At 67.8% G+C, this 26,050-nt stretch carries 27 protein-coding genes; 15 read left to right on the top strand and 12 right to left on the bottom strand.

Going from position 1 to position 26,050, the window contains the following annotated elements:
• Positions 1–37 precede the first annotated feature (37 nt).
• Positions 38–502 (bottom strand): GatB/YqeY domain-containing protein, encoded by a 465-nt coding sequence (locus N4S67_RS25295; RefSeq protein ID WP_260995753.1) that lies wholly within the window; start codon positions 500–502, stop codon positions 38–40.
• A 93-nt stretch (positions 503–595) separates the two neighbouring features.
• Here N4S67_RS25295 and N4S67_RS25290 point away from each other — a divergent pair, with 93 nt between their 5' ends.
• From N4S67_RS25290 to N4S67_RS25270, 5 genes are read left to right on the top strand one after another with little or no spacing between them, the layout of a single operon-like run.
• Positions 596–1,783 carry a hypothetical protein gene (locus N4S67_RS25290; protein WP_260995752.1) on the top strand — a complete coding sequence of 396 codons (1,188 nt, stop codon included), beginning with the start codon at positions 596–598 and terminating at the stop codon, positions 1,781–1,783.
• Positions 1,784–1,789: 6 nt separating this feature from the next.
• The gene (locus tag N4S67_RS25285) at positions 1,790–2,443 is read left to right on the top strand and encodes a DUF4129 domain-containing protein (RefSeq protein ID WP_260995751.1); all 654 of its coding nucleotides are present in this window, start codon (positions 1,790–1,792) and stop codon (positions 2,441–2,443) included.
• Positions 2,440–3,585, top strand: a complete 1,146-nt coding sequence (locus N4S67_RS25280; RefSeq protein ID WP_260995750.1) for a DUF4350 domain-containing protein — start codon at positions 2,440–2,442, stop codon at positions 3,583–3,585. Before N4S67_RS25285 ends, N4S67_RS25280 begins: the two co-directional genes overlap by 4 nt.
• Positions 3,582–4,556 carry an AAA family ATPase gene (locus tag N4S67_RS25275; RefSeq protein WP_260995749.1) on the top strand — a complete coding sequence of 325 codons (975 nt, stop codon included), beginning with the start codon at positions 3,582–3,584 and terminating at the stop codon, positions 4,554–4,556. The genes N4S67_RS25280 and N4S67_RS25275 overlap by 4 nt, the downstream gene beginning before the upstream one ends.
• Complete coding sequence (locus tag N4S67_RS25270) at positions 4,556–5,881, top strand: DUF58 domain-containing protein (protein ID WP_260995748.1); 1,326 nt, start codon at positions 4,556–4,558, stop codon at positions 5,879–5,881. The genes N4S67_RS25275 and N4S67_RS25270 overlap by 1 nt, the downstream gene beginning before the upstream one ends.
• A 9-nt stretch (positions 5,882–5,890) precedes the next feature.
• On the opposite strand, the gene N4S67_RS25265 is transcribed toward N4S67_RS25270, so the two are convergent.
• The gene (locus tag N4S67_RS25265; protein WP_260995747.1) at positions 5,891–6,883 is read right to left on the bottom strand and encodes a stage II sporulation protein M; all 993 of its coding nucleotides are present in this window, start codon (positions 6,881–6,883) and stop codon (positions 5,891–5,893) included.
• 28 nt (positions 6,884–6,911) lie between these two features.
• On the opposite strand from N4S67_RS25265, the gene N4S67_RS25260 reads away from it, so the two are divergent.
• A complete protein-coding gene (locus tag N4S67_RS25260; protein WP_260995746.1) occupies positions 6,912–7,751 on the top strand; it encodes an RDD family protein in 840 nt (279 codons plus the stop codon).
• A 56-nt stretch (positions 7,752–7,807) separates the two neighbouring features.
• Here N4S67_RS25260 and N4S67_RS25255 read toward each other — a convergent pair whose 3' ends face one another.
• Together N4S67_RS25255 and N4S67_RS25250 are read right to left on the bottom strand one after the other, a co-directional pair.
• Positions 7,808–8,302 (bottom strand): anthrone oxygenase family protein, encoded by a 495-nt coding sequence (locus N4S67_RS25255; protein ID WP_313959986.1) that lies wholly within the window; start codon positions 8,300–8,302, stop codon positions 7,808–7,810.
• Positions 8,303–8,377: 75 nt separating this feature from the next.
• Positions 8,378–9,037 carry a DUF998 domain-containing protein gene (locus N4S67_RS25250; protein ID WP_260995744.1) on the bottom strand — a complete coding sequence of 220 codons (660 nt, stop codon included), beginning with the start codon at positions 9,035–9,037 and terminating at the stop codon, positions 8,378–8,380.
• A 76-nt stretch (positions 9,038–9,113) separates the two neighbouring features.
• Between N4S67_RS25250 and N4S67_RS25245 the strand changes: the two genes are divergently transcribed.
• Both N4S67_RS25245 and N4S67_RS25240 read left to right on the top strand, forming a co-directional pair.
• Entirely contained in the window at positions 9,114–9,752 is a 639-nt protein-coding gene (locus N4S67_RS25245) for a TetR/AcrR family transcriptional regulator (RefSeq protein ID WP_260995839.1), read from the top strand.
• 9 nt (positions 9,753–9,761) lie between these two features.
• Positions 9,762–10,718, top strand: a complete 957-nt coding sequence (locus N4S67_RS25240; protein WP_260995743.1) for an AraC family transcriptional regulator — start codon at positions 9,762–9,764, stop codon at positions 10,716–10,718.
• A 438-nt stretch (positions 10,719–11,156) separates the two neighbouring features.
• Here N4S67_RS25240 and N4S67_RS25235 read toward each other — a convergent pair whose 3' ends face one another.
• Complete coding sequence (locus N4S67_RS25235; protein ID WP_260995742.1) at positions 11,157–12,485, bottom strand: carotenoid oxygenase family protein; 1,329 nt, start codon at positions 12,483–12,485, stop codon at positions 11,157–11,159.
• A 77-nt stretch (positions 12,486–12,562) separates the two neighbouring features.
• Between N4S67_RS25235 and N4S67_RS25230 the strand changes: the two genes are divergently transcribed.
• The 3 genes from N4S67_RS25230 to N4S67_RS25220 all read left to right on the top strand — a co-directional run bounded on the left by N4S67_RS25230 (position 12,563) and on the right by N4S67_RS25220 (position 14,797).
• Positions 12,563–13,099, top strand: coding sequence for a PadR family transcriptional regulator (locus N4S67_RS25230; protein WP_260995741.1), 537 nt, complete (start codon positions 12,563–12,565; stop codon positions 13,097–13,099).
• A gap of 106 nt (positions 13,100–13,205) precedes the next feature.
• The gene (locus tag N4S67_RS25225; RefSeq protein WP_260995740.1) at positions 13,206–13,883 is read left to right on the top strand and encodes a PadR family transcriptional regulator; all 678 of its coding nucleotides are present in this window, start codon (positions 13,206–13,208) and stop codon (positions 13,881–13,883) included.
• Between the two features lie 38 nt (positions 13,884–13,921).
• Positions 13,922–14,797, top strand: a complete 876-nt coding sequence (locus N4S67_RS25220) for an oxidoreductase (protein ID WP_260995739.1) — start codon at positions 13,922–13,924, stop codon at positions 14,795–14,797.
• A gap of 49 nt (positions 14,798–14,846) precedes the next feature.
• Here the strand turns inward: N4S67_RS25220 and glpK are convergent, their stop codons facing one another.
• On the bottom strand, positions 14,847–16,313 hold the full coding sequence (gene glpK / locus N4S67_RS25215; protein WP_260995838.1) for a glycerol kinase GlpK: 1,467 nt from the start codon (positions 16,311–16,313) through the stop codon (positions 14,847–14,849).
• A 90-nt stretch (positions 16,314–16,403) separates the two neighbouring features.
• Between glpK and N4S67_RS25210 the strand changes: the two genes are divergently transcribed.
• Positions 16,404–17,162, top strand: coding sequence for a class I SAM-dependent methyltransferase (locus tag N4S67_RS25210; RefSeq protein ID WP_260995738.1), 759 nt, complete (start codon positions 16,404–16,406; stop codon positions 17,160–17,162).
• Here the strand turns inward: N4S67_RS25210 and N4S67_RS25205 are convergent.
• Entirely contained in the window at positions 17,152–17,952 is an 801-nt protein-coding gene (locus tag N4S67_RS25205; RefSeq protein ID WP_260995737.1) for an MBL fold metallo-hydrolase, read from the bottom strand. The two genes, N4S67_RS25210 and N4S67_RS25205, sit on opposite strands and share 11 nt — an antisense overlap.
• A 108-nt stretch (positions 17,953–18,060) precedes the next feature.
• Between N4S67_RS25205 and N4S67_RS25200 the strand changes: the two genes are divergently transcribed.
• From N4S67_RS25200 to N4S67_RS25190, 3 genes are read left to right on the top strand one after another with little or no spacing between them, the layout of a single operon-like run.
• Positions 18,061–19,530 carry a glutamate--cysteine ligase gene (locus tag N4S67_RS25200; RefSeq protein WP_260995736.1) on the top strand — a complete coding sequence of 490 codons (1,470 nt, stop codon included), beginning with the start codon at positions 18,061–18,063 and terminating at the stop codon, positions 19,528–19,530.
• Entirely contained in the window at positions 19,521–19,976 is a 456-nt protein-coding gene (locus tag N4S67_RS25195; protein WP_260995735.1) for a hypothetical protein, read from the top strand. The genes N4S67_RS25200 and N4S67_RS25195 overlap by 10 nt, the downstream gene beginning before the upstream one ends.
• Positions 19,977–19,985: 9 nt before the next feature.
• Positions 19,986–20,666 carry a class I SAM-dependent methyltransferase gene (locus tag N4S67_RS25190; RefSeq protein ID WP_260995734.1) on the top strand — a complete coding sequence of 227 codons (681 nt, stop codon included), beginning with the start codon at positions 19,986–19,988 and terminating at the stop codon, positions 20,664–20,666.
• A 4-nt stretch (positions 20,667–20,670) separates the two neighbouring features.
• Here N4S67_RS25190 and egtE read toward each other — a convergent pair whose 3' ends face one another.
• Genes egtE through egtA form a run of 5 tightly spaced genes read right to left on the bottom strand, consistent with a single transcriptional unit; the run spans position 20,671 to position 26,012 of the window.
• Positions 20,671–21,789 (bottom strand): ergothioneine biosynthesis PLP-dependent enzyme EgtE, encoded by a 1,119-nt coding sequence (egtE, locus tag N4S67_RS25185; RefSeq protein WP_260995733.1) that lies wholly within the window; start codon positions 21,787–21,789, stop codon positions 20,671–20,673.
• Positions 21,786–22,751: an L-histidine N(alpha)-methyltransferase gene (gene egtD, locus N4S67_RS25180; RefSeq protein ID WP_260995732.1), complete on the bottom strand. Its 966-nt coding sequence runs from the start codon at positions 22,749–22,751 to the stop codon at positions 21,786–21,788. Before egtD ends, egtE begins: the two co-directional genes overlap by 4 nt.
• Positions 22,748–23,440 (bottom strand): ergothioneine biosynthesis protein EgtC, encoded by a 693-nt coding sequence (gene egtC, locus N4S67_RS25175; protein WP_260995731.1) that lies wholly within the window; start codon positions 23,438–23,440, stop codon positions 22,748–22,750. The genes egtD and egtC overlap by 4 nt, the downstream gene beginning before the upstream one ends.
• Positions 23,440–24,735: an ergothioneine biosynthesis protein EgtB gene (gene egtB, locus N4S67_RS25170; RefSeq protein ID WP_260995730.1), complete on the bottom strand. Its 1,296-nt coding sequence runs from the start codon at positions 24,733–24,735 to the stop codon at positions 23,440–23,442. The genes egtC and egtB overlap by 1 nt, the downstream gene beginning before the upstream one ends.
• Complete coding sequence (gene egtA, locus N4S67_RS25165; protein ID WP_260995729.1) at positions 24,732–26,012, bottom strand: ergothioneine biosynthesis glutamate--cysteine ligase EgtA; 1,281 nt, start codon at positions 26,010–26,012, stop codon at positions 24,732–24,734. The genes egtB and egtA overlap by 4 nt, the downstream gene beginning before the upstream one ends.
• Positions 26,013–26,050 lie beyond the last annotated feature (38 nt).

Raw genomic sequence — 26,050 nt, 5'->3', positions numbered from 1 at the left:
GTGCCCCGGGTACCCGGGCCCAACGCCCCGAAAACTGCTACAGCCGGGCCTTGACGGCCGCGGACAGCCGGGCCCCGTCGGCCTTGCCCGCGGCGATCGCCGTCGCGGCCTTCATCACCTGACCCATCTGCTTCATCGACGGGCGTTCGCCGATCTCCTCGGCGACCTGGGCGATCGCGGTGTCGGCGACGTCGGCCAGTTCGGCCTCCGTAAGCGGGGTCGGCAGGTACTCGTCGATGACCCGCGCTTCGGCGTGTTCGTTGGCGGCCAGCTCACCGCGGCCGTTCTGGGTGTAGATCTCGGCCGCCTCGCCCCGCTTCTTCGATTCGCGGGCAAGGACCTTGAGCACCTGGTCGTCGGTCAGCTCGCGTGACTCCTTGCCCGCGACCTCCTCAGTGCGGACCGCGCTGAGGAGCATTCGCAGTGTCGCGGTGCGCAACTTGTCCTGTGCTTTCATCGCCGCGGTCAGGTCTGCACGCAGCCGTTCGGTGAGTTCCGCCATGACGCAGACGCTACGCCGCCTGCGCTGCGGCCCGGCTGGACACGGCCGCCGACCAGATTGTCAATTCGCACGGTGATCGACAGGATGGTGGCCATGACCAACGACGCCGGTGGGTTCGGGATGGCAGGCCCGCCGCCGCCGGGATACTCGCCTCCCGGGTATGCGCCCCCTGGCTATCAACAGGGTTATCCACCGCCTGGTTTTGCGCCGCCTGGCTATCCACCTGCTGGTTATCCGCCGCCCGGTTACGGGCCGCCGCCGGGGTATCCGCCGCCCGGTTACGGGCCGCCGGGGTATCAGCCGCCGGCGTTGAAACCCGGTGTCATCCCTTTGCGACCGCTGAGCCTGTCCGAGATCTTCAACGGCGCCGTCGCATACATCCGCAGCAATCCGAAAGCCACACTGGGCCTGACCGCGGTCGTCGTGGTGGCGACGCAGCTCATTGCGCTCATCTTGTCGGTGGGTCCGCTCGCGGTCGCCGGAGAGCTAGACCCGACGCGGGCCGGTGAAGATGTCTCGATCGGAGTGCTGCTCGGCTCGTCGGCGTCCAGCCTCATTGGCGCCATCGCCGCACTGCTGTCCTCCTTCGTGCTCAGCGGCATGCTCACCGTGGTGGTTGGCCGGGCCGTTTTCGGCGCCGGGATCACCATCGGCGAAGCATGGCAACGACTTCGGGGCCGATTGTGGGCGCTGATCGGCTTCAGCGTCGCGCAGCTCGCGGTCTTCATCCTGCTGACCGCCATCTTGTGGGCCATTCCCATCGGCATCGGCTACGCGGCGGGTGTCGCCGCGGGGATTCTCGTCGGTATCCCGATTCTGATTCTCTGGATCGCCGGCGGGCTCTACCTGTGGATCAGCCTGTCCTTCACACCCGCGATCCTGGTGCTCGAACGGCTGGGCATCGTCGCCGCGGTCCAGAGGTCTTTCCAGTTGGTGAAGCGGGACTTCTGGCGGGTGCTCGGCATTCGGCTGCTCGCCTACATCGTCGTCCAGGTGGTCGCCGGCGCCCTCGCACTGCCGTTCAGCCTGGGCGGCCAGCTGCTCTTGATGGCGGCATCGTCGACGATGGTCATCCTGATTTCGTTGGTGTTGGTGACAATCGGCGGCGCGATCGCCCAGATCATCACCGCTCCGTTCGACGCAGGCGTGGTGGTGCTGCAGTACACCGATCGCCGGATCCGCGGCGAGGCTTTCGATCTCGTGCTGCAGACCGGCGCGTCGTACGGTCCGGCGGCGTCGCCCGACTCCACAGACCATCTCTGGCTTACCCGCCAACCCTGAGGCGACGTGCCGACAGTAGACATCGACCGGGATGCCGCGTACGAGGCTGCCCAACGCGAGCTCGGAAAAGCCAACTATCCCAAGCCCTCGCTGAGCGAACGCGCCTTGGACTGGATCGAGGAACTGCTCGACCGGCTCACCAGCGGGGCCGCGTCGCTGCCCGGCGGCTGGTTCACCGCGATGATTCTCCTTCTGCTGCTCACCGCCGCCATGATCGTCGCTGTCCGGATCGCCAACCGCACCTTGCGAACGCGCCGCGGACACGACGACGAACTGTTCGGCGACCATCTCCTCAGCGCGGCGGCACACCGCGCGACCGCCGAACATTTTGCCGCGGTGGGCGATTGGTCCGCCGCCATCCGCCACCGGCTCCGGGCGATCGCGCGCCAACTCGAGGAGACGGGTGTCGTCGACCCCGTTCCCGGCCGCACGGCCAGCGAACTGGCGCGCGATGCCGGACGCGCGCTGCCCGCTCTGAGCAGCGAACTGGCCGGCGCGGCAATTGCATTCAACGACGTCACGTACGGCGAGCGGCCAGGTACCGAGCTTGCCTACCGCACGATCGCCGACCTCGACGGCCACCTGCTTGACCAACCGCCTCGGCCGATGAGCACCGCCGATGCGCCCGCGAATTCGGGCAACTGGGCGGAGGTGCGATGACCACAACCGACTCCGCGGTGAGCCCGACACTCGCGCAACGATGGCGTGGCGCGAGGTGGGTGGTCTTGGCGATCGTCGTCATCATCGGTGTCGCCGCACTGACAACGTATCTGACGGCTCCGCGGCCCGGCGGGAAGATGGATCCGACGTCCACCTCGCCCGACGGTGCCCGCGCGCTGATGACTCTCCTGCGCGACCAAGGCGTCGAAGTGATCGAGGCGTCGGATGTCGCCGCGGTGGAACGGGCAGCCCGACCCGACACCCTGCTCGTGGTGGTCCAAACGCGACACCTGATCGCCGACGACGTACTGGATCGACTGGTCCGCGCGCCAGGCGATCGGCTAATAGTCGACCCGACGTCGCGAACCCGCGAAAAGCTGGCGGCGCGCGTCGAACTCGACGGCACGATTCCGTTCGGCAGTGCCGAACCGGGCTGCGATCTGCGTGAGACCACCCGCGCGGGCGGCGTTCAGCTGGGCCTCAGTAACGCCTACGAGGCAGTAGGAGACCTGCCGGTGACGCGCTGTTACGAAGGGGCATTGGTCCGCTATTTTGACGGACGCCGTGAGATCACCGTGGTCGGCACGTCCGCCTTCATGGCCAATTCGGGGCTGCTGAAACAGGGCAATGCCGCCCTCGCAATGAACCTCGCGGGCAGCAAGCCCCGGATGATCTGGTACGCGCCGCAACGCAGTGAAGGCGAATCCAGCGGCGGCGCAACCATCGTCGATCTCATCCCCGCCCAAGTGATCTGGATTTTCTGGCAGCTGTGCCTCGTCGTCGTGCTGCTCGCGCTGTGGAGGGGCCGGCGCATGGGCCCGCTCGTCGCCGAACAGTTGCCCGTCGTGGTGCGGGCCTCGGAGACCATCGAGGGCCGGGGCCGGCTGTACCGGTCGCGGCGGGCAGCGGATCGCGCCGCCGACGCACTGCGCACGGCCGCGTTGCAGCGGATGCTGCCGCGTCTGGGCCTCTCGCACAACGCCGCGCCACCGACGGTGGTGCAGACCGTCGCCGAGCGCTGCGGCCTTCATCCGCAGACGGTGGCGTACACGCTGTTTGGTCCGCCGCCGACAACCGACGGCGACCTGGTCAACCTTGCCCGTGAACTCGACAACATCGAAAGACAGGTCGCCGCATCGTGAGTCAACCCTCAGCACCGACAACTGATCAGGACAATGCGCGTAACGCGCTGCTCGCACTGCGCGGCGAGATCGCCAAAGCGGTCGTCGGGCAGGACGCGGTGGTCAGCGGCCTGGTGATCGCGCTGCTGTGCCGCGGCCACGTGCTGCTGGAGGGGGTACCGGGAGTCGCCAAGACACTGCTGGTGCGCACGCTCGCTGCGGCACTTCAACTGGAGTTCAAGCGAGTACAGTTCACTCCGGACCTGATGCCCGGCGACGTCACCGGATCGCTGGTCTATGACGCCCGCACCGCCGAATTCGAGTACCGGGCCGGGCCGGTGTTCACCAATCTGCTGCTCGCCGACGAAATCAACCGGACACCGCCCAAGACGCAGGCCGCATTGCTCGAGGCAATGGAGGAACGCCAGGTCAGTGTCGAGGGCGAAGCCCGTCCGTTGCCCGACCCATTCATCGTCGCCGCGACACAGAACCCGATCGAATACGAGGGCACCTACCAGTTGCCCGAGGCACAGTTGGACCGGTTCCTGCTCAAACTCAACGTCGCGCTGCCGCCGCGGGACCAGGAGATCGCGATCCTCAGCAGGCACGCGCACGGCTTCGACCCGCGCGACCTGTCGGCCGTTCGGCCCGTCGCGGGCCCAGCCGAGTTGGCAGCGGGACGCGACGCGGTACGTCAGGTGCTGGTGGGCGACGAGGTGCTGGGCTATATCGTCGACATTGCCGGTGCGACAAGGCATTCCCCGTCACTGCAGCTTGGCGTGTCACCGCGCGGGGCGACGGCCCTGCTTGGCACCGCTCGGTCGTGGGCCTGGCTGTCGGGCCGCAACTACGTCACTCCCGATGACGTCAAGGCGATGGCGCGGCCGACGCTGCGGCACCGGATCCAGCTCAGGCCGGAGGCCGAACTGGAGGGCGCGACCGCCGACGGCGTGCTCGACGGCATACTCGCCTCTGTGCAGGTGCCACGCTAGTGGTCGTCACAGGCCGTGTCGGCCTGGTCGCGCTGATCTGCATACTGCCGATCGCGCTCTGTCCCTGGCCGGCAACCGCATTCGTCGTTCTGTTCGCGACGCTGGCGGTTGTGGTGGCCATCGACGTCGCACTGGCGGGCAGCCCGCGCAAGCTTCGCTGCAGCCGATCCGGTGAGACCACCGCGCGGCTGGGCCAGTCCGTCGAGGCGGTCCTGTCGATCGAGAACCCGAGTGGGAGCCGGCGCGTCACCGGTGTCGTCCGCGACGCCTGGCCGCCGAGCGCCCGCGCCGAACCGCGCATCCACCCGCTGAATCTGGGCCCTGCTCAACGAGTCGACGTCGCGACGACCCTGACCCCGGTGCGGCGTGGTGACCAAGCCTCGGCGCTGGTCACCATCCGAGCGATCGGGCCGCTGGGACTGGCAGGCAGGCAGACGTCTCACCGGGTGCCTTGGCAAGTGCGCATCCTCCCGCCGTTCCTGTCGCGCAAGCACCTTCCGTCGCGGTTGGCGAAGCTGCGCGAATTGGAGGGCAACACCCCGGTCCTGATCCGAGGGCAGGGCACCGAGTTCGATTCGCTGCGCGAGTACGTCGTCGGCGACGATGTCCGGTCGATCGACTGGCGCGCTACCGCCCGTCGCGCCGACGTGGTGGTGCGGACGTGGCGGCCCGAGCGGGATCAACGGGTGGTCGTCGTGTTGGACACCGGCCGCACGTCGGCGGGGCGCGTCGGCGTCGATCCCACAGCGATTGACCCCAGCGGATGGCCGCGCCTCGACTGGTCGATGGACGCCGCTCTGCTGCTGGCGGCGCTGGCCGCGCGCGCGGGCGACCATGTCGACTTCTTGGCGCACGACAGGGTGAGCCGGGCCGGCGTCATCAATGCTTCGCGCACCGAACTGCTTGCTCAACTGGTCGCGGCGATGGCGCCGCTACAGCCTGCGCTCGTCGAATCCGACTCGCGGGCGATGGTCGCCGCGGTGCAGCGCCGTGTCCGCAGGCGCGCCCTCGTGGTGTTGCTGACCGACCTCAATGCACCGGCCCTCGACGAGGGGCTCATGGCGGTGCTCCCCCAACTCAGCGCCAAACATCAGGTGCTGCTGGCCGCCGTGGCCGATCCGCGGGTGGCGCGGTTGGCCGCCGGACGCGCCGATGCCGCCGAGGTCTACGACGCGGCGGCGGCCGAGCGGGCCCGCAACGACCGGCGGACCATCGCATCGCGGCTGCGGCGCGCGGGCGTCGACGTGGTCGATGCCCCACCCGAGGAGTTGGCGCCCGCACTGGCCGATCACTATCTGGCGATGAAGGCCTCCGGTCGGCTGTGACCGCGAGCGCTAACCCGTCGGGACGACGTCGGGCGCGTCGTCGAGGTCGCCCGTCTCACCCGCCTTGGCGGCCCGCCGTCCGAAGTGGAAAACGTATGCGAGAAACGCAATCTCGGCCGCCACACCGATCGCGATCCGCACGAAGGTCGGCAGCGGCGACGGCGTCACCAGCGACTCGATGAGCCCAGCCACCAGCAGCACGACCACCAGCCCGCCTGCAACCGAAATCACCGCCCGGCCGCGCTCGGCGAGCACCTGTCCACGCGGCCGGTCACCCGGCGACACCACCGACCAGCCGAGCCGCATCCCGGCCGCGGCGGCCAGAAACACCGCGGTCAGTTCGATCAGCCCGTGCGGGGTGAGCAGGCCGAGGAACAAACCACCTTTGTCCGCGTCGAACATCAGCCCGGCGATCACCCCGAGGTTGGCGGCGTTCTGGAACAGGATGTACGGAATCGGGATCCCGAGCAGGATCGCGAATACGACGCACTGCGCCGCTACCCACGCGTTGTTGACCCACACCTGCAAACCGAATGACGCCGCCGGATTCTCGCTGTAGTAGGACGCGAAGTCGTTGTTAACCAATTCTTCGATCTCACTTGGTGTTCCGATCGTGGACTGCACTTCCGGATTGCCGGACACCCACAGCGCGATCGCCACCACGACGATGAAGAACCCGACCGCCGCCCCCAACCACCACCGCCGCGCCTGATACGCGACCACCGGGAAGGACACCGTCCAGAACCTGATGAAGTCGCGCCACAGAGGTGCATGGGCGCCGGTGACCGCCGAACGTGCCCGCGCGACCAGACCCGACAGCCGGCCCACGAGCACGTTGTCGCCCGACGCGCTGCGCACCATCGACAGATGCGTCGACACGCGTTGGTAGAGGTCGACCAGCTCGTCGACCTCCGCGCCGGTCAGGTGCCTGCGCCGCTTGAGGAGTTGCTCGAGCCGGTCCCACGTCGGCCGGTGCGCCAGCACGAACGCATCGACATCCACACCGCGAATCCTAGTAGCGTGGGCGCTTATGGTCCGCCCGCAAGAACCAGTGGTGACCGGGGACGCGGTGGTACTGGACATTCAGATCGCCCAACTGCCTGTCCGCGTGCTGTCCTCGCTGATTGACGTCACCGTGGTGCTCATCATCTACACCGTCGGAGTGCTGCTGTGGGCGCTGACGCTGAGCCAGTTCGATCCGGCGCTGTCGGGGGCGGTGCTGATCATCTTCACCGTCGCCACCCTGTTCGGGTATCCCGTAGCGATCGAGGCAGCTACGCGCGGCAGATCGCTGGGCAAGATGGCACTCGGGCTTCGGGTGGTCTCCGACGATGGCGGCCCGGAACGCCTCCGGCAGACTGTCTTTCGCGCGCTCGCCGGGGTGATCGAGATCTACGCGCTCACCGGCTTTCCGGCGGTGATCTGCAGCCTGGTGTCGCCGAGGGGCAAACGCATCGGTGACGTATTCGCGGGCACGGTCGTGATCAGCGAGCGCGCACCGCGGATCTCGGCGCCGTCCCCGATGCCACCCCAGCTGGCATGGTGGGCGTCGTCGCTGCAGTTGTCGGGGTTGCGGGCCGAGCAAGCCGAACTAGCTCGCCAGTTCCTCTCCCGCGCAGGGCAACTGGAGCCTGCGCTGCGTGACCAGATGGCTTACCGAATCACCAGCGACGTCGTCGCGCAGATCTCGCCGCCTCCGCCACCAGGCACTGCCCCGCAGCTCGTCCTCGCCGCGGTGCTGGCCGAACGCCACCGCCGGGAACTCGCAAGATTGCAGCCGGGTCCGCCCACCGCACCACAGCAGTGGCCACCGGCCTATCCGCCTGCGGCGCCCCCTTCATCGTCAGGCGGATTCGCACCACCGATCTGACCCTCGCGGGAGTGGGTTTCTACGCGCCTTCGCGCAAACTCACCGCGCAGCTGAGGTCAGCGGTGGCTCAGTCCGATAAGCATCAGCGCCGCCGCAAGTGCGCTCGTTGCGGTGCGGATGTGGTTCCAGTTGGTCCAGGTCGAGAAGTAGGCCTGCCACTCGGTGGCCGCCTCGGCCACCGACACCGCGGCCGGGTCAACGGTGTCAAGGTGATTGTTGAGCGGCACGTTGAACGCGATCGTGATGATCGCGCCCAGGACGCCCAACACCGCTCCGATCAATATCCAGACGCTGCCCGGATCGCCGAGTCGCAGCGCGGCCATCACCGCGACCGCGATGGCCAGGATCGTCGCACCGAAGTACCCCAGCAGGAACGCGGGATTGGCGTTCGCCTCGACATTGATGCCGCGCATCGCGTTGATCGCTCCGGCCGGCCCGGTGCGATCCAGTCCGCGCATCACGAATGTCGAGAACACGTACATCATGCCGGCGGCGGCGGCCGCGGCGAGCGCGGCAAAAGACGTGACGATCACAAACGGACTCATGTTCATGAGCACAAGCCAACCTCGGGCACCCCGAGACGATCCATCGTTGGGCGTCCTGACCGCATACGCGAGCGTCTACGTTCACCGCACCTCGCGGTAGAGCTTCACCGACACCGCGGTCAACCACGCCCATACCAGCACGACAGCGGCTGTGAACACCAGAATCGCTGCGGCGCCGCCCATCCCGGTCGACAGAGCGAGGAAGCTGAGACCGAACGCGGCACCGGTGATTCTCGAGAACCACGCCCATGAGCGTTCCCCGCTGCCGCCGAACCACGCGCCGAGGACGAGGCACGCGGCCACCAGAGCCACGAAACCGATGCCCGCCACGGCGAAATGCGCAAGACCGTGCCGGCTCACCTCGCCCATGCCGGCCGGTGTCCCTGGCGGGAAGCCGTCCGACGGGTCCGCGCGGAAGATGCCCGCCGCCACAAGGCCCGCACCGTAGACGCCCAACAGACCTGCCGCCCACGCCGAGCGCCTACCCGGCCCCAGGGCGCGGCGCACGCCGACCGCTGCCGCGATCGTCATCGCGCCGGTAACGAGGAAGTTGGCGACCTGTACCCAGCCCCAGTCGCCGTTGGCCAGCTGGCTCACGGCATGCCGAGTCGGGTCGTAGCCGTCGCGGACCGCCATCTGCGCAGCCGCGGCGGTCACGTACACCGGCCCGGCGATCACGCCGTAGCCCAGCAGGGACTTGGTGATGCGGACCGAAAGCGGCGGGCAGTCTGCTGTAGCCATGATGTGCCTCCCAGGCGTGTGAAAGTCTCTTCAGAGAACTAGACTGTCTAGTACTCGAAAACTCATCGAGGTGACGATGGAGCAGGCTTCGCGACCGATCCGGTCGGCGCACAAGCGGCAGACCATCCTGGAGGCGGGCCGTCAGCTGTTCCTGCGCCACGGCTATGGCGGAACCAGCATGGACCAGGTGGCGGCATCGGCCGAGGTGTCCAAACAGACCGTCTACAAGCATTTCGGCGAGAAGCGAGCTCTGCTGTTCGCGATCGTCGCCCACGAGATGGAGTCCGTCGTGGCCGTCTTCGGCCGCCGCGTCGGCCAGCTGGCCGAAACCGACGACATCGAGGCGGGCCTGACCGCGCTCGCGATGCAGTACCTACGGGCCGTGCTCGACGACCACCTCGTGCAGTTGCGCCGTCTGGTGATTTCCGAAGCGCACCGACTACCCGAGCTGGCCGAGTTCTATTACGACAACGCGCCCGCTCGTACGCTCGCGACACTGGCCGATGCCTTTGCCCGCCTGCACGACCGCGGAATTCTGCACGCCCCGGAACCCGCCGCGGCCGCTGAGCACTTCGCGTTTCTCGTGATCGGCAGGCCGATGGACCAGGCGTTGTTCTACGGGGCGGCGCCGGTGTTGGCGAGGCTGGACGTCGGCGCCCACGCACGCGCGGCGGTGGAGGTGTTCCTCGCCGCTCACCGCCCGGAGCGGCGTTAGGCTTCCGGCGTGGACGCCGTTGTCGGCCTGCTCGACGGAGTGCGCGCACGGGGCGCGTTCGTGCTGCGGATGATGATGGATCCGCCGTGGTCGATCAGCATCCGTGACGAGTCGCCGCTGACGTTGATCTGTCAGACGCACGGCACCGCTGCGATCGTCGGCGAGGAGAGTGGCACCGTCGCCCTGCGTCCCGGTGACGTCGCCCTTGCCCGCGGCACCCAGCAATACGTCTACGCCGACGATCCCGGCACCACGCCGATGATCGTGATCCACCCCGGCCAGCGGTGCACCACGCTGTCGGGCGAGACGTTGACGTTCGAGATGGCGATAGGCGTGCGGACGTGGGGCAACAGCCCGGCGGGCGCGACGAGGTCGGTCATCTGCGTCTACGAGGGGCGAAGCGAGGTCAGCGAGCGACTGCTCGACGCGCTGCCCTCGGTGCTCGTGCTGCGCGCCGACGAGTGGGACACGCCGCTGGTCGACCTGCTCGCCGTGGAGGCCGGCTGCGACGGCGCCGGCCAGGAGGCGTACCTCGACCGGTTGCTCGACGTGCTGCTGATCGCCGTGCTGCGCGCCTGGTTCGACCGTGATGGCAATGCGCCGACTTGGTGGCTGGCCGAGCAGGACCCCATCGTCGGCCCGGCGCTGAAGTTGATCTACAACGACCCCGCCCGACCGTGGACGGTCGCCAATCTCGCCGCGGCCGTTGGGTGTTCACGCGCGATGTTCGCACGCAGGTTCACCGACCAGGTGGGGGAACCGCCGATTGCGTTCCTGACGGGCTGGCGGCTCGCCCTTGCGGCGGATCTGCTGCGGTCGAGTCAGGCGACGATCGCCGCGGTGGCCCACCAGGTCGGATACAGCACCCCGTTCGCGTTGAGTAGCGCATTCAAGCGCGCGTACGGGATCAGCCCGAACACACACCGCGCCAGCACCACGCATGCAGACACGTTGAAAGCACTGTGACACAGGCGAATTTGCCTGTCTGCGTCGCCCGGTCTGGTGCGGCGGCAACTGACTCTGCTAACGTGACAGACGTTGAAACCGCAGCCCGGTCGGGGCGCTGGCAGCCGCTCTGAGCCGCTGACACTGCAGAGCATCAGCTCGAGCCGACCATTTGGCGCTCATGATTCCACCGGATGACCATGTACCGGCCCTGTCTGTCACGCATCAATGCCCCGACGGTGACACGCGCGTAGCGAGGGGTTGCGCGCTGCTCTACCGAACTGCCTGCGAATTACGGGAACCCAAGCACGATTCGCGGAGATTGAGACTTGCATTGGGCATGCGGACCAGGGTTGTGGTCGTCCTCTGCAGGGCGATGAGGGGCTCAACCCCGGCGTTCAACAGAGCAGCGCTTGCCTCTCATCGCCGCCCCGGGGCCGATCGACCGTTCTGCGGACGTCAATCGGCGATCCAGTTTCCATGGAACCCGTACGGAACACGTTGTGGCAATTTGATTCTGACGACTGGATCGCCCGCGAAATCGGACGCGTCGACGATCACGAGGTCGCTGCCGTCCCGGGTGGGATCGTAGACGTAGCCAAGGTAGTAACCGCTGCTCTCGTCGGCCGGCCCCGCCCCCGGCACGAAGACCGCCTCCCCCGGACCGCCCGGGGCGTCGACTGAACCGAACCGATGCTCGACCGCATCGCCGGTGCCAAGGTCGTAACGCACCCAGTTGGCATCACCGACCGAAACCGTATAGCGCGCGGGCAGCGTCGCCAGCCGGTCGTCGATGCGGGGAAACTCCACCGCACGATCGTCGAGTTGACGCTCGTCGACCTCGCCCGTCTGCAGGTCGATCGTCCAACTCCACAGCACCCCGTCGGCCTCGAACCCGCTGGTGTCGCGCCATAATTCGGGATAGCGAACGGCTTGCAGCACAAGTGAGTTGCCGACGTCGTAGGCGTTGGCGACATGGAAGACGTAGCACGGGTCGATGTCGAACCACCGCACTTCGCCGTATGGATCGTCGCGACGAAGGACACCGAGCCGGGCGCCGTAGCCGTCGTCCCAGCGATAGGGCATGTCGCCGCCGCTCATGGCGACCTCGAGACTGAATACGATCGGCAAATCCATGAACACCACGTGATTCGCGGTCAGCGCGAAGTCGTGCATCATCGTCAGCGCCGGAACTTCGAGCGGCCGGTTGATGGTCAACTCGCCGTCGGCGCCGGCTCGGTGATAGGTGACGTGCGGCTGAAAGATATTGCCGTAACCGAAGAAATGCAGTTCGCCGGTGGTCGGGCAGATCTTGGGGTGCGCGGTCATCGAGTCGACCAGCTTGCCGCCGAAGTCGTAGGCGCCCAACGTCTCGAGATCATTGGAGATCTCGTACGGCAACGACGACTCGACAAGCGCGAGCGTCTTGCCGGCGTGGTTGACGATGTGCGTGTTGGCGACGCTGGACCGCAGATTGCGGGTGCCGTCTGCGTTGTACACAGGAAAGTCCTCGATGAACGACTCCGTGCGCACCCAGCGGTTGCGGTACCAGGCGGCGCGGCCGCCCTCGATCCGGACGCCATGGATCATGCCGTCGCCGGTGAACCAGTGCGCGGTCGGCTGCCGCGGGTTCGGGCCGTTGCGCAGGTACCACCCGTTGAGCTCCGCGGGGATCGCACCTTCGACGGGCAGGTCTTCTTCGCTCAGTTCGTCAGCGACCGGCGCATAGTTGCCCTTCTCGAAGAACTGGCCGGTGCCGAAGAGGGTTGAGTCAGTGGTGTCGGTCATTCGATGCTCCAATCGCTCGACGTGTCTAATCTGACATGTCGCTACTGACATGTCAATGGTGGAGTTACTATCACGCAGTGAGTCTGCGGATCGCCGCCTTGGGGCTGCTGGCCAACGAACCGGGCAGTGGATACGACCTGCTGCGGCATTTCGAGAAGTCGCTGGCCAACGTGTGGCCGGCGACGCAGAGCCAGCTCTACGGCGAGCTCAACAAGCTCGCCGACGCGGGGCTCATCGAGGTTTCCGATATCGGGCCGCGGGGCCGCAAGGAGTACCGGATCACCGACGCCGGCCGTGAGGAGCTGCGGAGCTGGGTGGCCAATCCTCATGACGATCCACCCTTCCGCAGTCCCGGCCTGCTGCGGGTGTTTTTGCTCGGCGCGCTTCCGCCCGAGCAGGCACGCGCACACATGGTGTCCATGGCCGAACACGCCGATGCCGAAGTCGAACGTCTTGGGCTACTGCGGGATTCGATCGAATGGGCCGATGACGACGGGCTCTTCTACGGACGCGCGGCGCTGGAGTACGGACTACGCCTGGGCGCAATGGAAGCCGAATGGGCCCGCTGGGTCGTCGACGCGATCGACCGGCGAGATGGAGGACGACTGCGGTAGTCGTGACCCAACGCGCTGCGCACGACGTTGCATCGCGATAGTTTCCGATATATCGTCAACGTATCGGAAGCGCACCGAGTGCTTCCTGCACAACGAAGGAACACACATGACCAACCCATTCACGCCGCCGCCCGGCGGCTTCGGCTTCGGCTTCGCCCCCGGCGACAGGCGGGCATTTCACCAGCAGCGCCGCCAGGCGCGCCGCGAGTTCCGCGAGCACATCCGCGACCATGCCGGCGGCAACTTCGCCTTCGGTCCCGGCGGTCGTGGTTTCGAGTTCGGCTTCGACCCGCGCGGTGGCTTCGGCTTCGGACCCGGCGGCCGCGGTGGCCGTCGTGGTGGCCGGGGCAGGCGCGGTGACGTGCGCGCCGCACTTCTCAAACTGCTCGCCGAGCGGCCCATGCACGGCTACGAGATGATCCAGGAGATCGCCGCACGCAGCCAGAACCTCTGGCGGCCCAGCCCCGGCTCGGTCTATCCGACGCTGCAACTGCTCGTCGACGAGGGGCTGCTGGTGGCGCGCGAAAGCGACGGCAGCAAGAAGCTTTTCGAGTTGACCGACGACGGGCGCACCGCAGCCGACGCCATCGCGACCGCCCCATGGGAGCAGATCACCGATGATGTCGAACCTGGCCACGCCAACCTGCGCAGCTCCGTCGCACAGCTGATGGGCGCCGTCGCACAGTCGGCATACACCACCAGCGAAGAGCAGCAGCAGCGCATCGTCGACATCGTCAACAACGCGCGCCGCGAGATCTACGGCATTCTCGGCGAGGCGGAGTAGGCGGAATAAGTCCGGCGGGAAGGGCGTACGGATTGAACATGCAGACCTTCCCGCTGGGCTCGTTCCACGTCGGCCGCGTCGGCTACGGCGCCATGCAACTACCCGGGCCCGGGGTGTTCGGTCCACCACGCGACCACGACGAAGCGCTGGCCGTATTGCGCCGGGTGATCGAACTGGGCATCAACCACATCGACACCGCGCAGTTCTATGGGCCGAACGTGTCCAACCAGCTGATCCGCGAGGCGCTGCACCCCTACCCCGCCGACCTCGCGCTGGTGAGCAAGGTCGGCGCATATCGCGACGACCAGGGCGCGTGGCTGCCCGCGCAGGAGCCCGACCAGTTGCGCGCCAGCATCGAGGAGAACCTGCGCGCTCTGGACACCGACCGGCTGGCGGCGGTCAACCTCCGCATCCATGCAGGTGACGCAAGTGCGGTCGGCCCGGTGGACCGAGAGCTGTACGACCGTCAGCTCACCGCGATGATCAAGGCGCGTGACGAAGGGCTGATCGGTGGCATCGGGCTGTCGAGCATCTCGCTCGATCACCTGCGAATCGCGTTGGACCGCACGGAGATCGTTTGCGTGCAGAACGCCTACAACCTCGTCGACCGGACTTCGCAGCCCGTGCTCGACGCGTGCATCGAGCGCGGCATCGCGTTCGTGCCGTTCTTCCCCCTGGGCTCGGCGTTCACGCCGGAGAACCCGGTGCTGGGTCATCCGGCGGTCCAGCGCGAGGCGGACAAACTCGGCCGCACGCCCGCGCAGATCGCGCTTGCGTGGACGTTGTCGATCGCGCCGAATGTGCTGCTGATCCCCGGCACGTCATCGGTGGCCCACCTGGAGGAGAACACCGCCGTGCGCGACATCGAGCTGGACGAGGAGACCAAACGCGAACTCGACGGAGCCGCCGCCTAGGTGATTTCGGTGCGCAAACCGTCGCTCAGCGATCGTTTGCGCACCCAAATCACTCGACGTCGACCCAGTCGAGCGTGCGTTGCACCGCCTTGCGCCACCCGGCGTAGCCCTCGGAGCGCTGGTCCTCAGACCACGACGGCGTCCACCGCTTGCCCTCCTGCCAGTTGGCGCGCAGGTCGTCGGCACTCTCCCAGAACCCGACCGCGAGACCGGCGGCGTAGGCCGCGCCCAGCGCGGTCGTCTCGGCGACGACCGGCTTCACGACGTCGACGCCGAGCACATCGGCCTGGATCTGCATGCACAAGTCGTTGGCGGTGATGCCGCCGTCGACCTTGAGCACCTCCATATGCACGCCGGAGTCGGCTTCCATGGCGTCGACGACGTCGCGGCTCTGGTAGCAGATCGCCTCCAGGGTGGCGCGCGCCAGATGTGCGTTGGTGTTGTACCGCGACAGGCCGACGATCGCGCCGCGGGCGTCCGAACGCCAGTACGGCGCAAACAATCCCGAGAATGCGGGCACGAAGTAGACGCCGCCGTTGTCGTCGACCTGACGCGCCAGCGCCTCGCTCTGGGCGGCGCCGCTGATGATGCCCAACTGGTCGCGCAGCCACTGCACCGCCGATCCGGTGACTGCGATCGAGCCCTCCAGCGCGTAGACGGGTTTGGCGTCACCGAACTGGTAACAGACCGTCGTCAGCAGACCGTTGTCCGACCGGACGATCTCCTCGCCGGTGTTCAGAAGCAGGAAATTGCCTGTGCCATAAGTATTCTTGGCTTCACCGGCGTCGAGGCACACCTGGCCCACCATCGCGGCCTGCTGATCGCCGAGGATGCCCGTCAACGGCACCTCGCCCCCCATCGGACCGTCGTCGCGCGTCACGCCGAATGCGTCGGGCAGCGACGACGGCTTGATTTCGGGCAGCATCTGCCGCGGAATGTCGAAGAACGACAGCAGCTCGTCGTCCCAGTCGAGCGTCTCCAGGTTCATCAGCATCGTGCGACTGGCGTTGGTGACGTCGATGGCGTGCACGCCGCCCCGCGGTCCCCCGGTCAGGTTCCACAGGACCCAGGTGTCCGCGGTGCCGAAGAGCGCGTCGCCGTTCTCGGCATCGCGGCGCACACCGTCGACGTTCTCCAGGATCCATTGCACCTTGCCCGCCGAGAAGTACGTCGCGGGCGGCAGCCCGGCCTTGCGCCGGATCACGTCGCCGCGGCCGTCGCGATCCAGCGCCGAGGCGATGCGGTCGGTGCGGGTGTCCTGCCACACGATCGCGTTGAAGTACGGCCGACCCGTCTTGCGGTTCCAGACCAGTGATGTCTCGCGCTGATTCGTGATGCCCAGCGCCGCCAGATCGGTCGCCGACAGGTTCGTCTTGTTCAGCGCCGACATGACGACCGAGGCCGTGCGCTCCCAGATCTCCACGGGATTGTGCTCGACGTAGCCGGCCTGCGGCAGGATCTGCTCGTGCTCGAGCTGATGGCGGCCGACTTCGGCGCCGTCATGGTCGAAGATCATGCACCGGGTACTGGTCGTGCCCTGGTCGATCGCCGCGACGAATTCGGCCAATCTCGTGCTCCCCTTCTTGTCCGGTTTCAATCGACCATGATGGCGTACATGGGTTCCAAAGCTATCGACATTGAGCGCATGCCCCGCGGCGGTCCGAACGCGTCGTGTCTGGACCGGCTGCTGGAGACCGACCGGCTGGAATACCTGGACCGCGACGATGTCGATGAGGGGGTCAAGCGCAGCGTGATCCGTGCGCTGGAGTGGACGGGCGAGAAGTTCGGCCAGACCGAGAACTTCGCGCGCATCGCGCTCGACGAGGTCGCCGACGTCGCCGATCCGAAGATCCTCGAACTGGGCGCCGGGCACGGTGGGCTGTCGCGCAAGCTGCTGGACTGGCACCCCACCGCCGAGCTGACCGTCACCGACATCGAGGCCGAGTCGGTGGCAGCGATGGCCGCAAGCGATCTGGGCGAACATCCGCGAGCCACGGTCCGCAAGATGGACGCCACCGCCATCGACGCTCCCGACAGCCACTTCGACCTGGCGGTGTTCGCGCTGTCGTTTCACCACCTGCCCCCGTCGCTGGCGGCGCGGGTGATCGCCGACGGCACCCGCGCGGCCGGCAAGCTGCTGATCATCGACCTGCCGCGGCCTCCGTGGCCGCTGCACCTGGTGCGCCTGGCGACCATGCTGCCGTTCGCGCCCTGGATACCGTTCGTGCACGACGGCGTGATCAGCTCGCTGCGGACCTACAGCCCGTCGGCGTTGCGGGTACTCGCCGAGCACGCCGGTGCCGACGTGGAGCTTCGCGGCGGGCTCGTCAGCCCGCAGGTCGTCGTCGCCAGCGCTAGACGGTGACGCAGTCGCCGCGGTCCAGTCGGATGACCCGGTCACCGAGTCCGCGGCGCGTCATCTCGTCGACGAAATCAGACAGCGGCGAGGCGAACACCCCGTAGTCGTCGAAGTGCACCGGGATCATCCGCGGCAGGTCAAGCAGTTCGACGACGTCGGCGCCCTGACGGCCGTCCATCGTCACCGTCAGCCCGAATGGCAGGTGCCGCCCGAACGGCAGCCGCGTTCCGCCGAGGTGCAGAACGCCGACATCGATCGACGCGAAACGCACTGGTATCTCCCGCAATTCGTCGACCATCAGGGTATCGCCGGACACGTAGAGCAGCCGCTGCGCCGATCCGTCGCTGAACTCGATCATGCTGCCCATCACCGGCGGCAGGAACCGGTTCACCGGAGCCGGCGCATGCCTGCCGGGCAGCGCGGTCACCGTGACGGTCGTGGGCCCGTTGGAGATGGTCTCGCTCTGCCAACGCTCGAGCCCGTGCGCGTGCCCGAAGCCACGGCGCACCAGCCGCTTGGCGGCGTGCGGTGTCGTGAGCACCGGCAGCGAGTGGTCGAGGCGGCGCTGCGCGACGCGATCCCAGTGGTCGCCGTGCATATGCGACAGCACCACGGCGTCCAGCGGCGGCAACTGGTCGACGTCCAGCGCCGGTTCGCGCAGCCGCTTCGACAACAGGCCGTACCCCAGGTAGGCGTGCTGGCCCTGGTGCAGAAAGTTCGGGTCGGTCAACAACGTGACGCCGCCACCGGAGATGAGCGTCGTCGCGTTGCCGATGAAGGTCACGGTGATGTCCACCGCCACCGGCTACCCCACGCAGGGTCAAACATGCACGAGCGAGCGTCAAATGCCGACGAATCGCGGCGTGTCGGTGTGCAAACCTGCACGCTCGCCGACAATGGCGGGGTGGGTGAAGAGGTCAAGAGCGGCGACTTCAGTCGCGCGCACCGCCGCGAGTACCGGCGCAAGGTGCAACTGTGCCTCGACGTCTTCGAAACGATGCTGGCGCAGTCCAGCTTCGACTTCGACCGGCCGCTGACCGGCATGGAGATCGAGTGCAATCTCGTCGACTCCGGCTACCTGCCCGCGATGCGCAACTCCGAAGTGCTGACGTCGATCGCCGATCCCGCCTACCAGACCGAACTAGGCGCCTACAACATCGAATTCAACGTCCCACCGCGGCCGCTGCCGGGCCGGTCCGCCCTCGACCTGGAGTCCGATGTCCGCGCGAGCCTCAACGCCGCCGAAGCCAAGGCCGACGGAAACGGCGCGCACATCGTGATGATCGGCATCCTGCCGACGCTGATGCCCGAGCACCTCTCGGGCGGTTGGATGAGTAAGTCGACGCGATACCAGGCACTCAACGACTCGATCTTCACCGCGCGCGGCGAGGACATTCTGATCGACATCGCGGGCCCGGAACGGCTGAGCCTGCAGACCGAGTCCATCGCGCCCGAATCGGCGTGTACCAGCATGCAACTGCATCTGCAGGTCTCGCCCGCCGACTTCGCGAAGAACTGGAACGCCGCGCAGGTGCTGGCGGGCCCGCAGCTGGCGCTCGGCGCCAATTCGCCGTACTTCTTCGGACACCAGCTGTGGTCGGAGACCCGTATCGAATTGTTCGCCCAGGCCACCGACACCCGCGCCGACGAGCTCAAAACCCAGGGGGTTCGCCCGCGGGTGTGGTTCGGCGAACGCTGGATCACGTCGATCTTCGACCTGTTCGAGGAGAACGTGCGCTACTTTCCGTCGCTGCTGCCCGAGCTGACCGACGAGGACCCGGTGGCCGAGCTGGCTGCGGGCCGCACTCCGAAGCTTGCGGAGCTGCGGCTGCACAACGGCACCATTTACCGGTGGAACCGGCCGGTGTACGACGTCGTCGACGGGCGTCCCCACCTTCGCGTGGAGAACCGTGTCCTTCCCGCAGGACCGACCGTCATCGATATGATGGCCAACGCCGCGTTCTACTACGGCATGCTGCGCACCTTGTCCGAAGAGGACAGGCCCGTGTGGACGAAGCTGAGTTTCGCTGCGGCAGAACACAATTTCCACTCCGCCGCACAGCACGGCATGGACGCCACCCTGTACTGGCCCGGTCTGGGAGAGGTGACGCCCGACGAGTTGGTGCTGCGCCAGCTGCTGCCCATGGCCGAGGCGGGACTGCAGCGGTGGGGGGTCGCCGCGGAGGTGCGTGACCGGTATCTCGGCGTGATCGAGGGGCGCGCAAAGACCGGCCGCAACGGCGCGGTCTGGCAGGTCTCGACCGTCACCGCCCTGCAGGACCGTGGTCTCGCGCGGCCGGAGGCGCTTGCGGAGATGCTGCGGCTGTATTGCCAGCGCATGCACAGCAACGAGCCGGTGCACACGTGGGACTGAAGCGGCACCGCGCGATGCTGGTCGTGGCGACGGGCGGAGTCGCGATCGCGTTGGCCGGCTGCCACGGCGGCCCGCAGGCACGCGCGGACACGGTCGCCGTACTCGGCACGCCGTTCGGCATGGCCGGTGGGCAACAGGTGAGCATCGGCGACGCATCTGTGCGCCTGCGCTTCATCGACGTGCTCGAGGACTCACGTTGTCCGGCCGACGTCGAGTGTTTCTGGACCGGTCAGGCGCGTATCGCGGTGAGCGTGGTGCAGGATCCCGAACCGGCGATGACGCTGGAGTTCAACACCAATCCGGCGCCCGGTCAGAATCGGCAGACGATTCAGACCGGTGACTACGAGCTCACGCTGCAGAGGCTCGATCCTTATCCCCGGACTCCGGACGAAGTGCCCGCGCTCGAGGACTATGTAGCGACGATGGTGGTTCGCAGAGCCGATTAGATTGTGGCCATGGTTTCCGACGAGGTGATGGACTGGGAAAACGCATATCGCGAAGAGGGCGGGTTCGGCGGCCCGCCGCCGTGGAATATCGGTGAGCCGCAACCAGAATTGGCGGCGCTGATCGAGCAGGGCAAGATCCGCAGCGACATCCTCGACGCCGGCTGCGGGCATGCCGAGTTGTCCCTCGCGCTGGCCGGCCGCGGCTACACCGTCGTCGGGATCGATGTGGCGCCAACCGCCGTGGCGGCAGCGTCCGCGGCGGCCGACAAACGCGGCTTGACGACCGCCACGTTCGTCGTCGACGACATCACCTCCTTCAGCGGATACGACGACCGCTTCAACACGATTGTGGACAGCACGCTTTTCCACTCACTGCCCGTCGACGCGCGTGAGCCATATCTGCGTGCGGTGCACCGGGCCGCCGCTCAGGGGGCCGCGCTGTACATGCTCGTCTTCACCGTCGGGGCGTTTCCACCGGAATTCGAGTTCAAGCCCCATGAACTGACGGAAAGCGAACTGCGCGACGCAGTTTCGAAACACTGGGAGGTCGACGAGATTCGGCCGGCGTTCATCCACGCAAACCCGATCGAGATTCCCGATGCGCCGTTCCCGATGCCGCGCCACGACGCCGACGACAAGGGCAGGCTGAAGTTCCCAGCGTTGCTGTTGACGGCGCACAAAGCCGGCTGACCGTTCACACCTGCGCGGTGGCGGCGGCGAGCGCCTCGGCGAACTGCTCGAGCTCACCTAGAGTGACGTCGACGTGCGGCGACGCCCGCAATACCGGCGCCGTCAGCTCGAACGGGGCGCGCTCGACGCCCGCGTACGTGGTGACGATCCCACGCTCGGCGATGAGCCATGTCCGCACCTTCTGCGGGTCGGTCCCCGACGTCGGCTCCAGCGTGGTGATCGCGGTCGGTTCGTCGACCGGCTCGACCACCCGCCATCCCTCGACGCCGGCAAGCGCGCGACGGGTCATCGAACCCACCTCGGCCAGGCGGGCGCGCACACTCTCCGGACCTGCCGCCAGGTGCTCGCCGAGCGCCACGGAAAAGCCCAGACGTGCAGCAAGATTCGTCTCTCCGTGTTCGAGGCGTTGCAGTACGGACAGCGGCGGGTGCCATTCCGGCGGCGGCAGCCGCGGCCGCAGGCGCTGCGCCAGCTCCGGTTGCATCGCCAGGTAACCGACGCCGCGCGGACCGGCCATCCATTTGCGCGACGCGCCGTAGACCACCGACGCACCGACGCGGCAGTCCAGGTGGCCGAGCGCCTGTGCCGCGTCGATCACCAGCGGCAGACCGAGGCCGGCGCACACCGCCGACATCGCGGCGGCGGGCTGAGCCAGGCCGCGGTGACTGCCCAGCGGCGTCAGGTGTACCAGCGCAGGCGGATCGGCGGCCAGCAGGTGCGCCGATGCCTCGACGTCGAGCCGTCCGTCACCGTCGGTGGGCAGCGCGTGTACCTCGAATCCGTTGGCGGCGATGATAGCCAGGTTGGGGCCGAACTCGCCCGGCAGGCACGCGAGACTGCGTTCGCCCGGCCAGCTCGACAGCAGGAGGTCCAGTGCGTGGTTGGCGCCGGTGGTGAAGACGACGTCACTCAGTCCGGTCAACGCGCCGACGGCCGCCCGACCCGCGGACAGCACGGAGGCGGCGGCTTCCGCGGCGACGTAACCGCCGACTTCGGCTTCGTGACGGGCATGCTGAGCCGCCGCCTCGATGGCGGCGAAGCTCTGCCGCGAGCAGGCCGCGCTGTCGAGGTGCACGCCGGCGACCTTCGGTCTGGCGGCCCGCCACTGATCAGGCAGGCTCATCGGGTCGACAGCGACAGTCCGAAGTCGCCCGCCTCGTCGGTCCACCAATGGGTGCATCTCAGACCGGCGTCGGCGAGTTCGGCTGTCACCTTCTCGCGGCGAAACTTCGACGACACCTCGGTGAGCATCTCTTCGCCGTCGGCAAAGTCGACGGTCAGGTCCAGCGCCTTCACGTGCACGCGCTGCGGTCCGGATGACCGCAGCCACATCTCGATTCGCTCTTCGTCGGTGTTCCACTTCGCGACGTGGTCGAACCGCTCGATCGCGAAATCGGCATCGAGTTCGCGGTTGACAACCGCAAGCACATTGCGATTGAACCTCGCTGTCACCCCTGCGCTGTCGTCGTAGGCCCGCACCAGCCGCCCGGTGTCCTTCACCAGATCGGTGCCCAGCAGCACGGTGTCACCAGGCTGCAGCGATTCCGCCAGCGCAGACAGGAACTGAGCGCGCGGCCCGGGCGTGAGGTTGCCGATGGTGGACCCGAGGAACGCCACGAGGCGACGGCCGACGCGCGGAATCTTGCCGAGATGCTCCTCGAAATCGCCGCACACCGCGTCGACGTCAATGGCCGGGTACTCCCGTTGGATGGCCGATCCTGCGGCCTCGAGGACACCGGCGTCGACATCGAACGGGATGAAACGACGCAGAGTTCCGCTGTCGCGCAGGGCGTCGAGCAGCATGCGTGTCTTCTCCGACGTGCCGCTGCCCAGCTCGACCAGGGTGTCGGCGCCAGACGCCGCCGCGATCTCGGCTGACCGGTCCCGCAGGATCTGCGCCTCGGTGCGGGTCGGGTAGTACTCGGGCAGCCGGGTGATCTGGTCGAACAGGTCGCTACCCGCGGAGTCGTAGAACCACTTCGGCGGCAACGACTTCGGTGTCTGCGTAAGGCCGTCGCGGACGTCGCGGCGCAGCGCAGTGGCAGCCGAATCGGCCGCCAGATAGTTGGACAGCGAAATGGTCATGCCGAGCCTTTCAACGGGATGAGTTCGACGTCGGAACCGTGCACACGCACCAGGTGCCGGTCGGGGATCTCCTGCCACTGCGGGTCGTCATCGTAGGGTTCACTGGCCAGCACGATGCCGTCGTGACGGCGCAACATCGACAGCGTGTCACCCCACGTTGTGGCGACCAGCCGGGATCCGTTGCCCGCGAGGATGTTCAGCCGGGCGTTCGGGTCGGCCGCAGCCACCTCGACGATGGTGTCCCCGAGCGCATCGAGGCCGCGGTCGAAGATCAGTGCCGCCAGCAGCGCACTGTCGTTCGTCGATTCGGCGCGCGGCGAGAGCGGCAACACCGAGCGGTCGACGAGACCGTTGTGCGACAGCAGCCACTGCCCGTCGGAGAACGGCGCCGACGCCGACGGTTCGATGGGCATGCCGACACTGGCCGAGCGCACCGCGGCGACCACGCAGGTGCTGCGCAACGCGGGCGCTACCGACGCGAACGACGCGTCGCCCCACAGCGGCGCGGCACTTCTCCATCGGCGCGGAGTTGCGCCGTCGTAGAAGCCCACGCCCCAGCCGTCTGCGTTCATCAGACCGTGCTTCTGCCGTCGTGGTGAATACGACTGCACGAGAAGGCCGTTGGCGGGATCGGCGACCAGCGAGGCGACCGATACGGCGTCGCCGAGCCACCCGAGGTGTCGGCACATCAGACGTCCCAGGCCAGCCGGACACCGGAGAAGATCTGGCGGCGGATCGGGTGATCCCAGTTGCGGAAGCTGGGTCGCAGGATACTCGGCGCGACCGCCCACGACCCACCGCGCAGCACCTTGTAGTCGCCGTCGAAGAACGGCTGCGAGTACTGCTCGTAGATCATCGGGGTGAACCCGGGCCACGGCCGCAGCGGTGAGGTGGTCCACTCCCACACGTCGCCGAGCATCTGTTCGGCACCGTAGGCCGACGCCCCTGCCGGGTATGCGCCGACCGGCGCCGGGCGAAGCGCATCGCCGCCCAGGTTGGCAAGGTGCTCGGTGGGCTCCGATGCGCCCCACGGGTATTTGCGCCGCGTCCCCGTCGCCGGATCCCACGCGCAGGCCTTTTCCCACTCGACTTCGGTGGGTAGCCGGGCGCCTGCCCACGCCGCGTACGCCTCGGCCTCGAAGTACGTGATGTGCTGCACCGGTTCGTCGGCCGGGATGTCCTCGACATGCCCGAAGCGGGTGCGGGTGCCCGCCAGATCGCCGGTGTTCCAGAACCTCGGCGCGCACAGGCCCGCCTCCTGACGGTGCGCCCAACCGCGTTCCGACCACCACCGCGGCTGGTCGTAGCCACCGTCGTCGACGAACTGTCGCCACTCGGCGTTGGTGACCGGGACCCGGCCGATGCGGAAGGCCGGCACGTCGACGACATGCGCGGGCCGCTCGTTGTCCAGCGAGTGCGGTTCGGTTGACTCGTCGACACCGAGCACGATTTCGCCCCCGGGCACCAGCACGGAGGTCCCCGAGACGCCGGATCGTCCGGACGGCAACGACTTTCCGCGATCCAGCAGCGGCGGGCCGACGCGAAGGTTCAGCGCCTGGAGCATGGTCTCGTCGTGCTGGTTCTCGTGGCTGATCACCAACCCGAAGGTGAACGCTGACTGCGTTTCGGAGCCGTCGAACCGCAGCGCGTCGAGGCTGTCGAGCGCCTTGCTGCGGACGGTAGAGCAGTAGGACCTTGCCTCGGCAGGTGAGAGCAGCGGAAGGTCGACTCGGCTGGCGCGCGAGTTGAGGAACGCGTCGTAGCACCGCTCGACCTGTGGCTCGAGCAGTCCGGGCCGGCCGGGATTGTTGTCGCGCAGCAGCCAGAGTTCCTCTTGCCAGCCGATGTGCGCGAGGTCCCACACCAGGGGGCTCATCAGCGGGTTGTACTGCCTGCCGAGTTCGGCATCGTCGAAGTCGACCAGTCGCAGCGTGCGGTCCCGGGCCTTGGTGAGTTCACGTGCCAGCGTCTCGCGAGAGATCACGCTTCCCCTTGCGCCATTTGCAGAACCGCGGGCGCGATCCCGTACTTGACGGCCCGGTCCGAGAACTCGTCGGCCGGAGACCGTCCCTCTTCGACCGAACGCACCAACTGCTGCATCGATTCCTCGAGTTCGGCAGGCGCCCGCTGCGCCGCGGCGCGCACGCAGCGCACGGCGGCCTCCTGCAGGAGCCGGTCACCGAGGCCGATCTGGGCGGCGCGATCCCATGCGGTGGCGACCGGCGCGCATGCCTCCGCGGCGACGTCGGCCACCTGTGGATCGTCGAGCAGCGTGACGAGCGTGAACACCACAGCGGGCCATACCGCGTCTGGCACGCTGTCGAGGTAGCGGATCTCCAGGAACCGCCGTGGCCGCACCGGCGGGAACAGTGTGGTCAGGTGGTAGTCGAGATCGGCCTCGGTGGGTCGGCGGTCGCCGAGTGGCGCTCGCCCGTCGGCCCAGTCGGCGAACGGCACCCAGTCGGTCACCGGCACCGCGTCCGGCGTGCGGACCAGCATCACGGGCGCCTTCATCGCATACCGCGCCCACTCGCCTGCGGGGTCGTCGCCGCTGGCGCCGAGGACCGGTCCGCAGCGGGCGGAGTCCAACTGGCTCCACACGTGTTGACGCGCGGACCGCCAGCCGGAGAACTTGCCGCCGAGCAGCGGTGAGTTGGCGGCGATCGCGACCATCGTCGGCCCCAGCGCGTGGGCCAGCCGTACCCGGTCGGCCCATCCGTCCTGCGGCCCGGCCTCGATGTTGACCTGCACGGAGGCGGTCGAAGTCATCATCGCCGCACCTGCGGCGGCGGTCTGGCTCGCGGTGAAAAAGGTCTCCATCGCCCGATACCGGCTACCGGGGTTCACCCGTTTGGCCGGTCGCAGGGGGTCTGCGCCCAGCAGCACCAGCCCCAGCCCCTCCTGGGCGAACGCCGCGCGCAGCACCGCGCGGTCTGCGGTCATCGCGGCGATCGCGGGCAGCGGTCCGCTCATCGGCGGGCCGGACAACTCGACGGCGCCGCCGGGTTCGACGGTGATCGCGCTGCCGCCGGGCAGTGCCGGGATGCCTGCAATGATCTGGGTCAGCCGGTCCCAATCCGGGCGGCGCATCGGATCGAGGAGGTCGAAGCAGTGCGCCTCGATCTCCAGACCCACCCGGCCGACCGGCCCGTCGGTCAGGCAGTTGTCGCCGACATAGCGTGCGGCGGCTGTGGCGCTGTCCAGTTCGGCGGCATGGGTCGGGCGGGCGGCGTTGATCTCGGATGTGGCGGCGAAGGCCATGACACCCACCCTTCCGGGTCCGGAAAAACGAAAGGCCG

The sequence above is a fragment of the Mycobacterium deserti genome, assembly GCF_025345615.1.
GTDB classification, from domain to species: Bacteria; Actinomycetota; Actinomycetes; order Mycobacteriales; family Mycobacteriaceae; genus Mycobacterium; species Mycobacterium deserti.
Note: the sequence above shows the minus strand (reverse complement) of the source record. Positions and strands in the feature narration are given on the sequence as shown.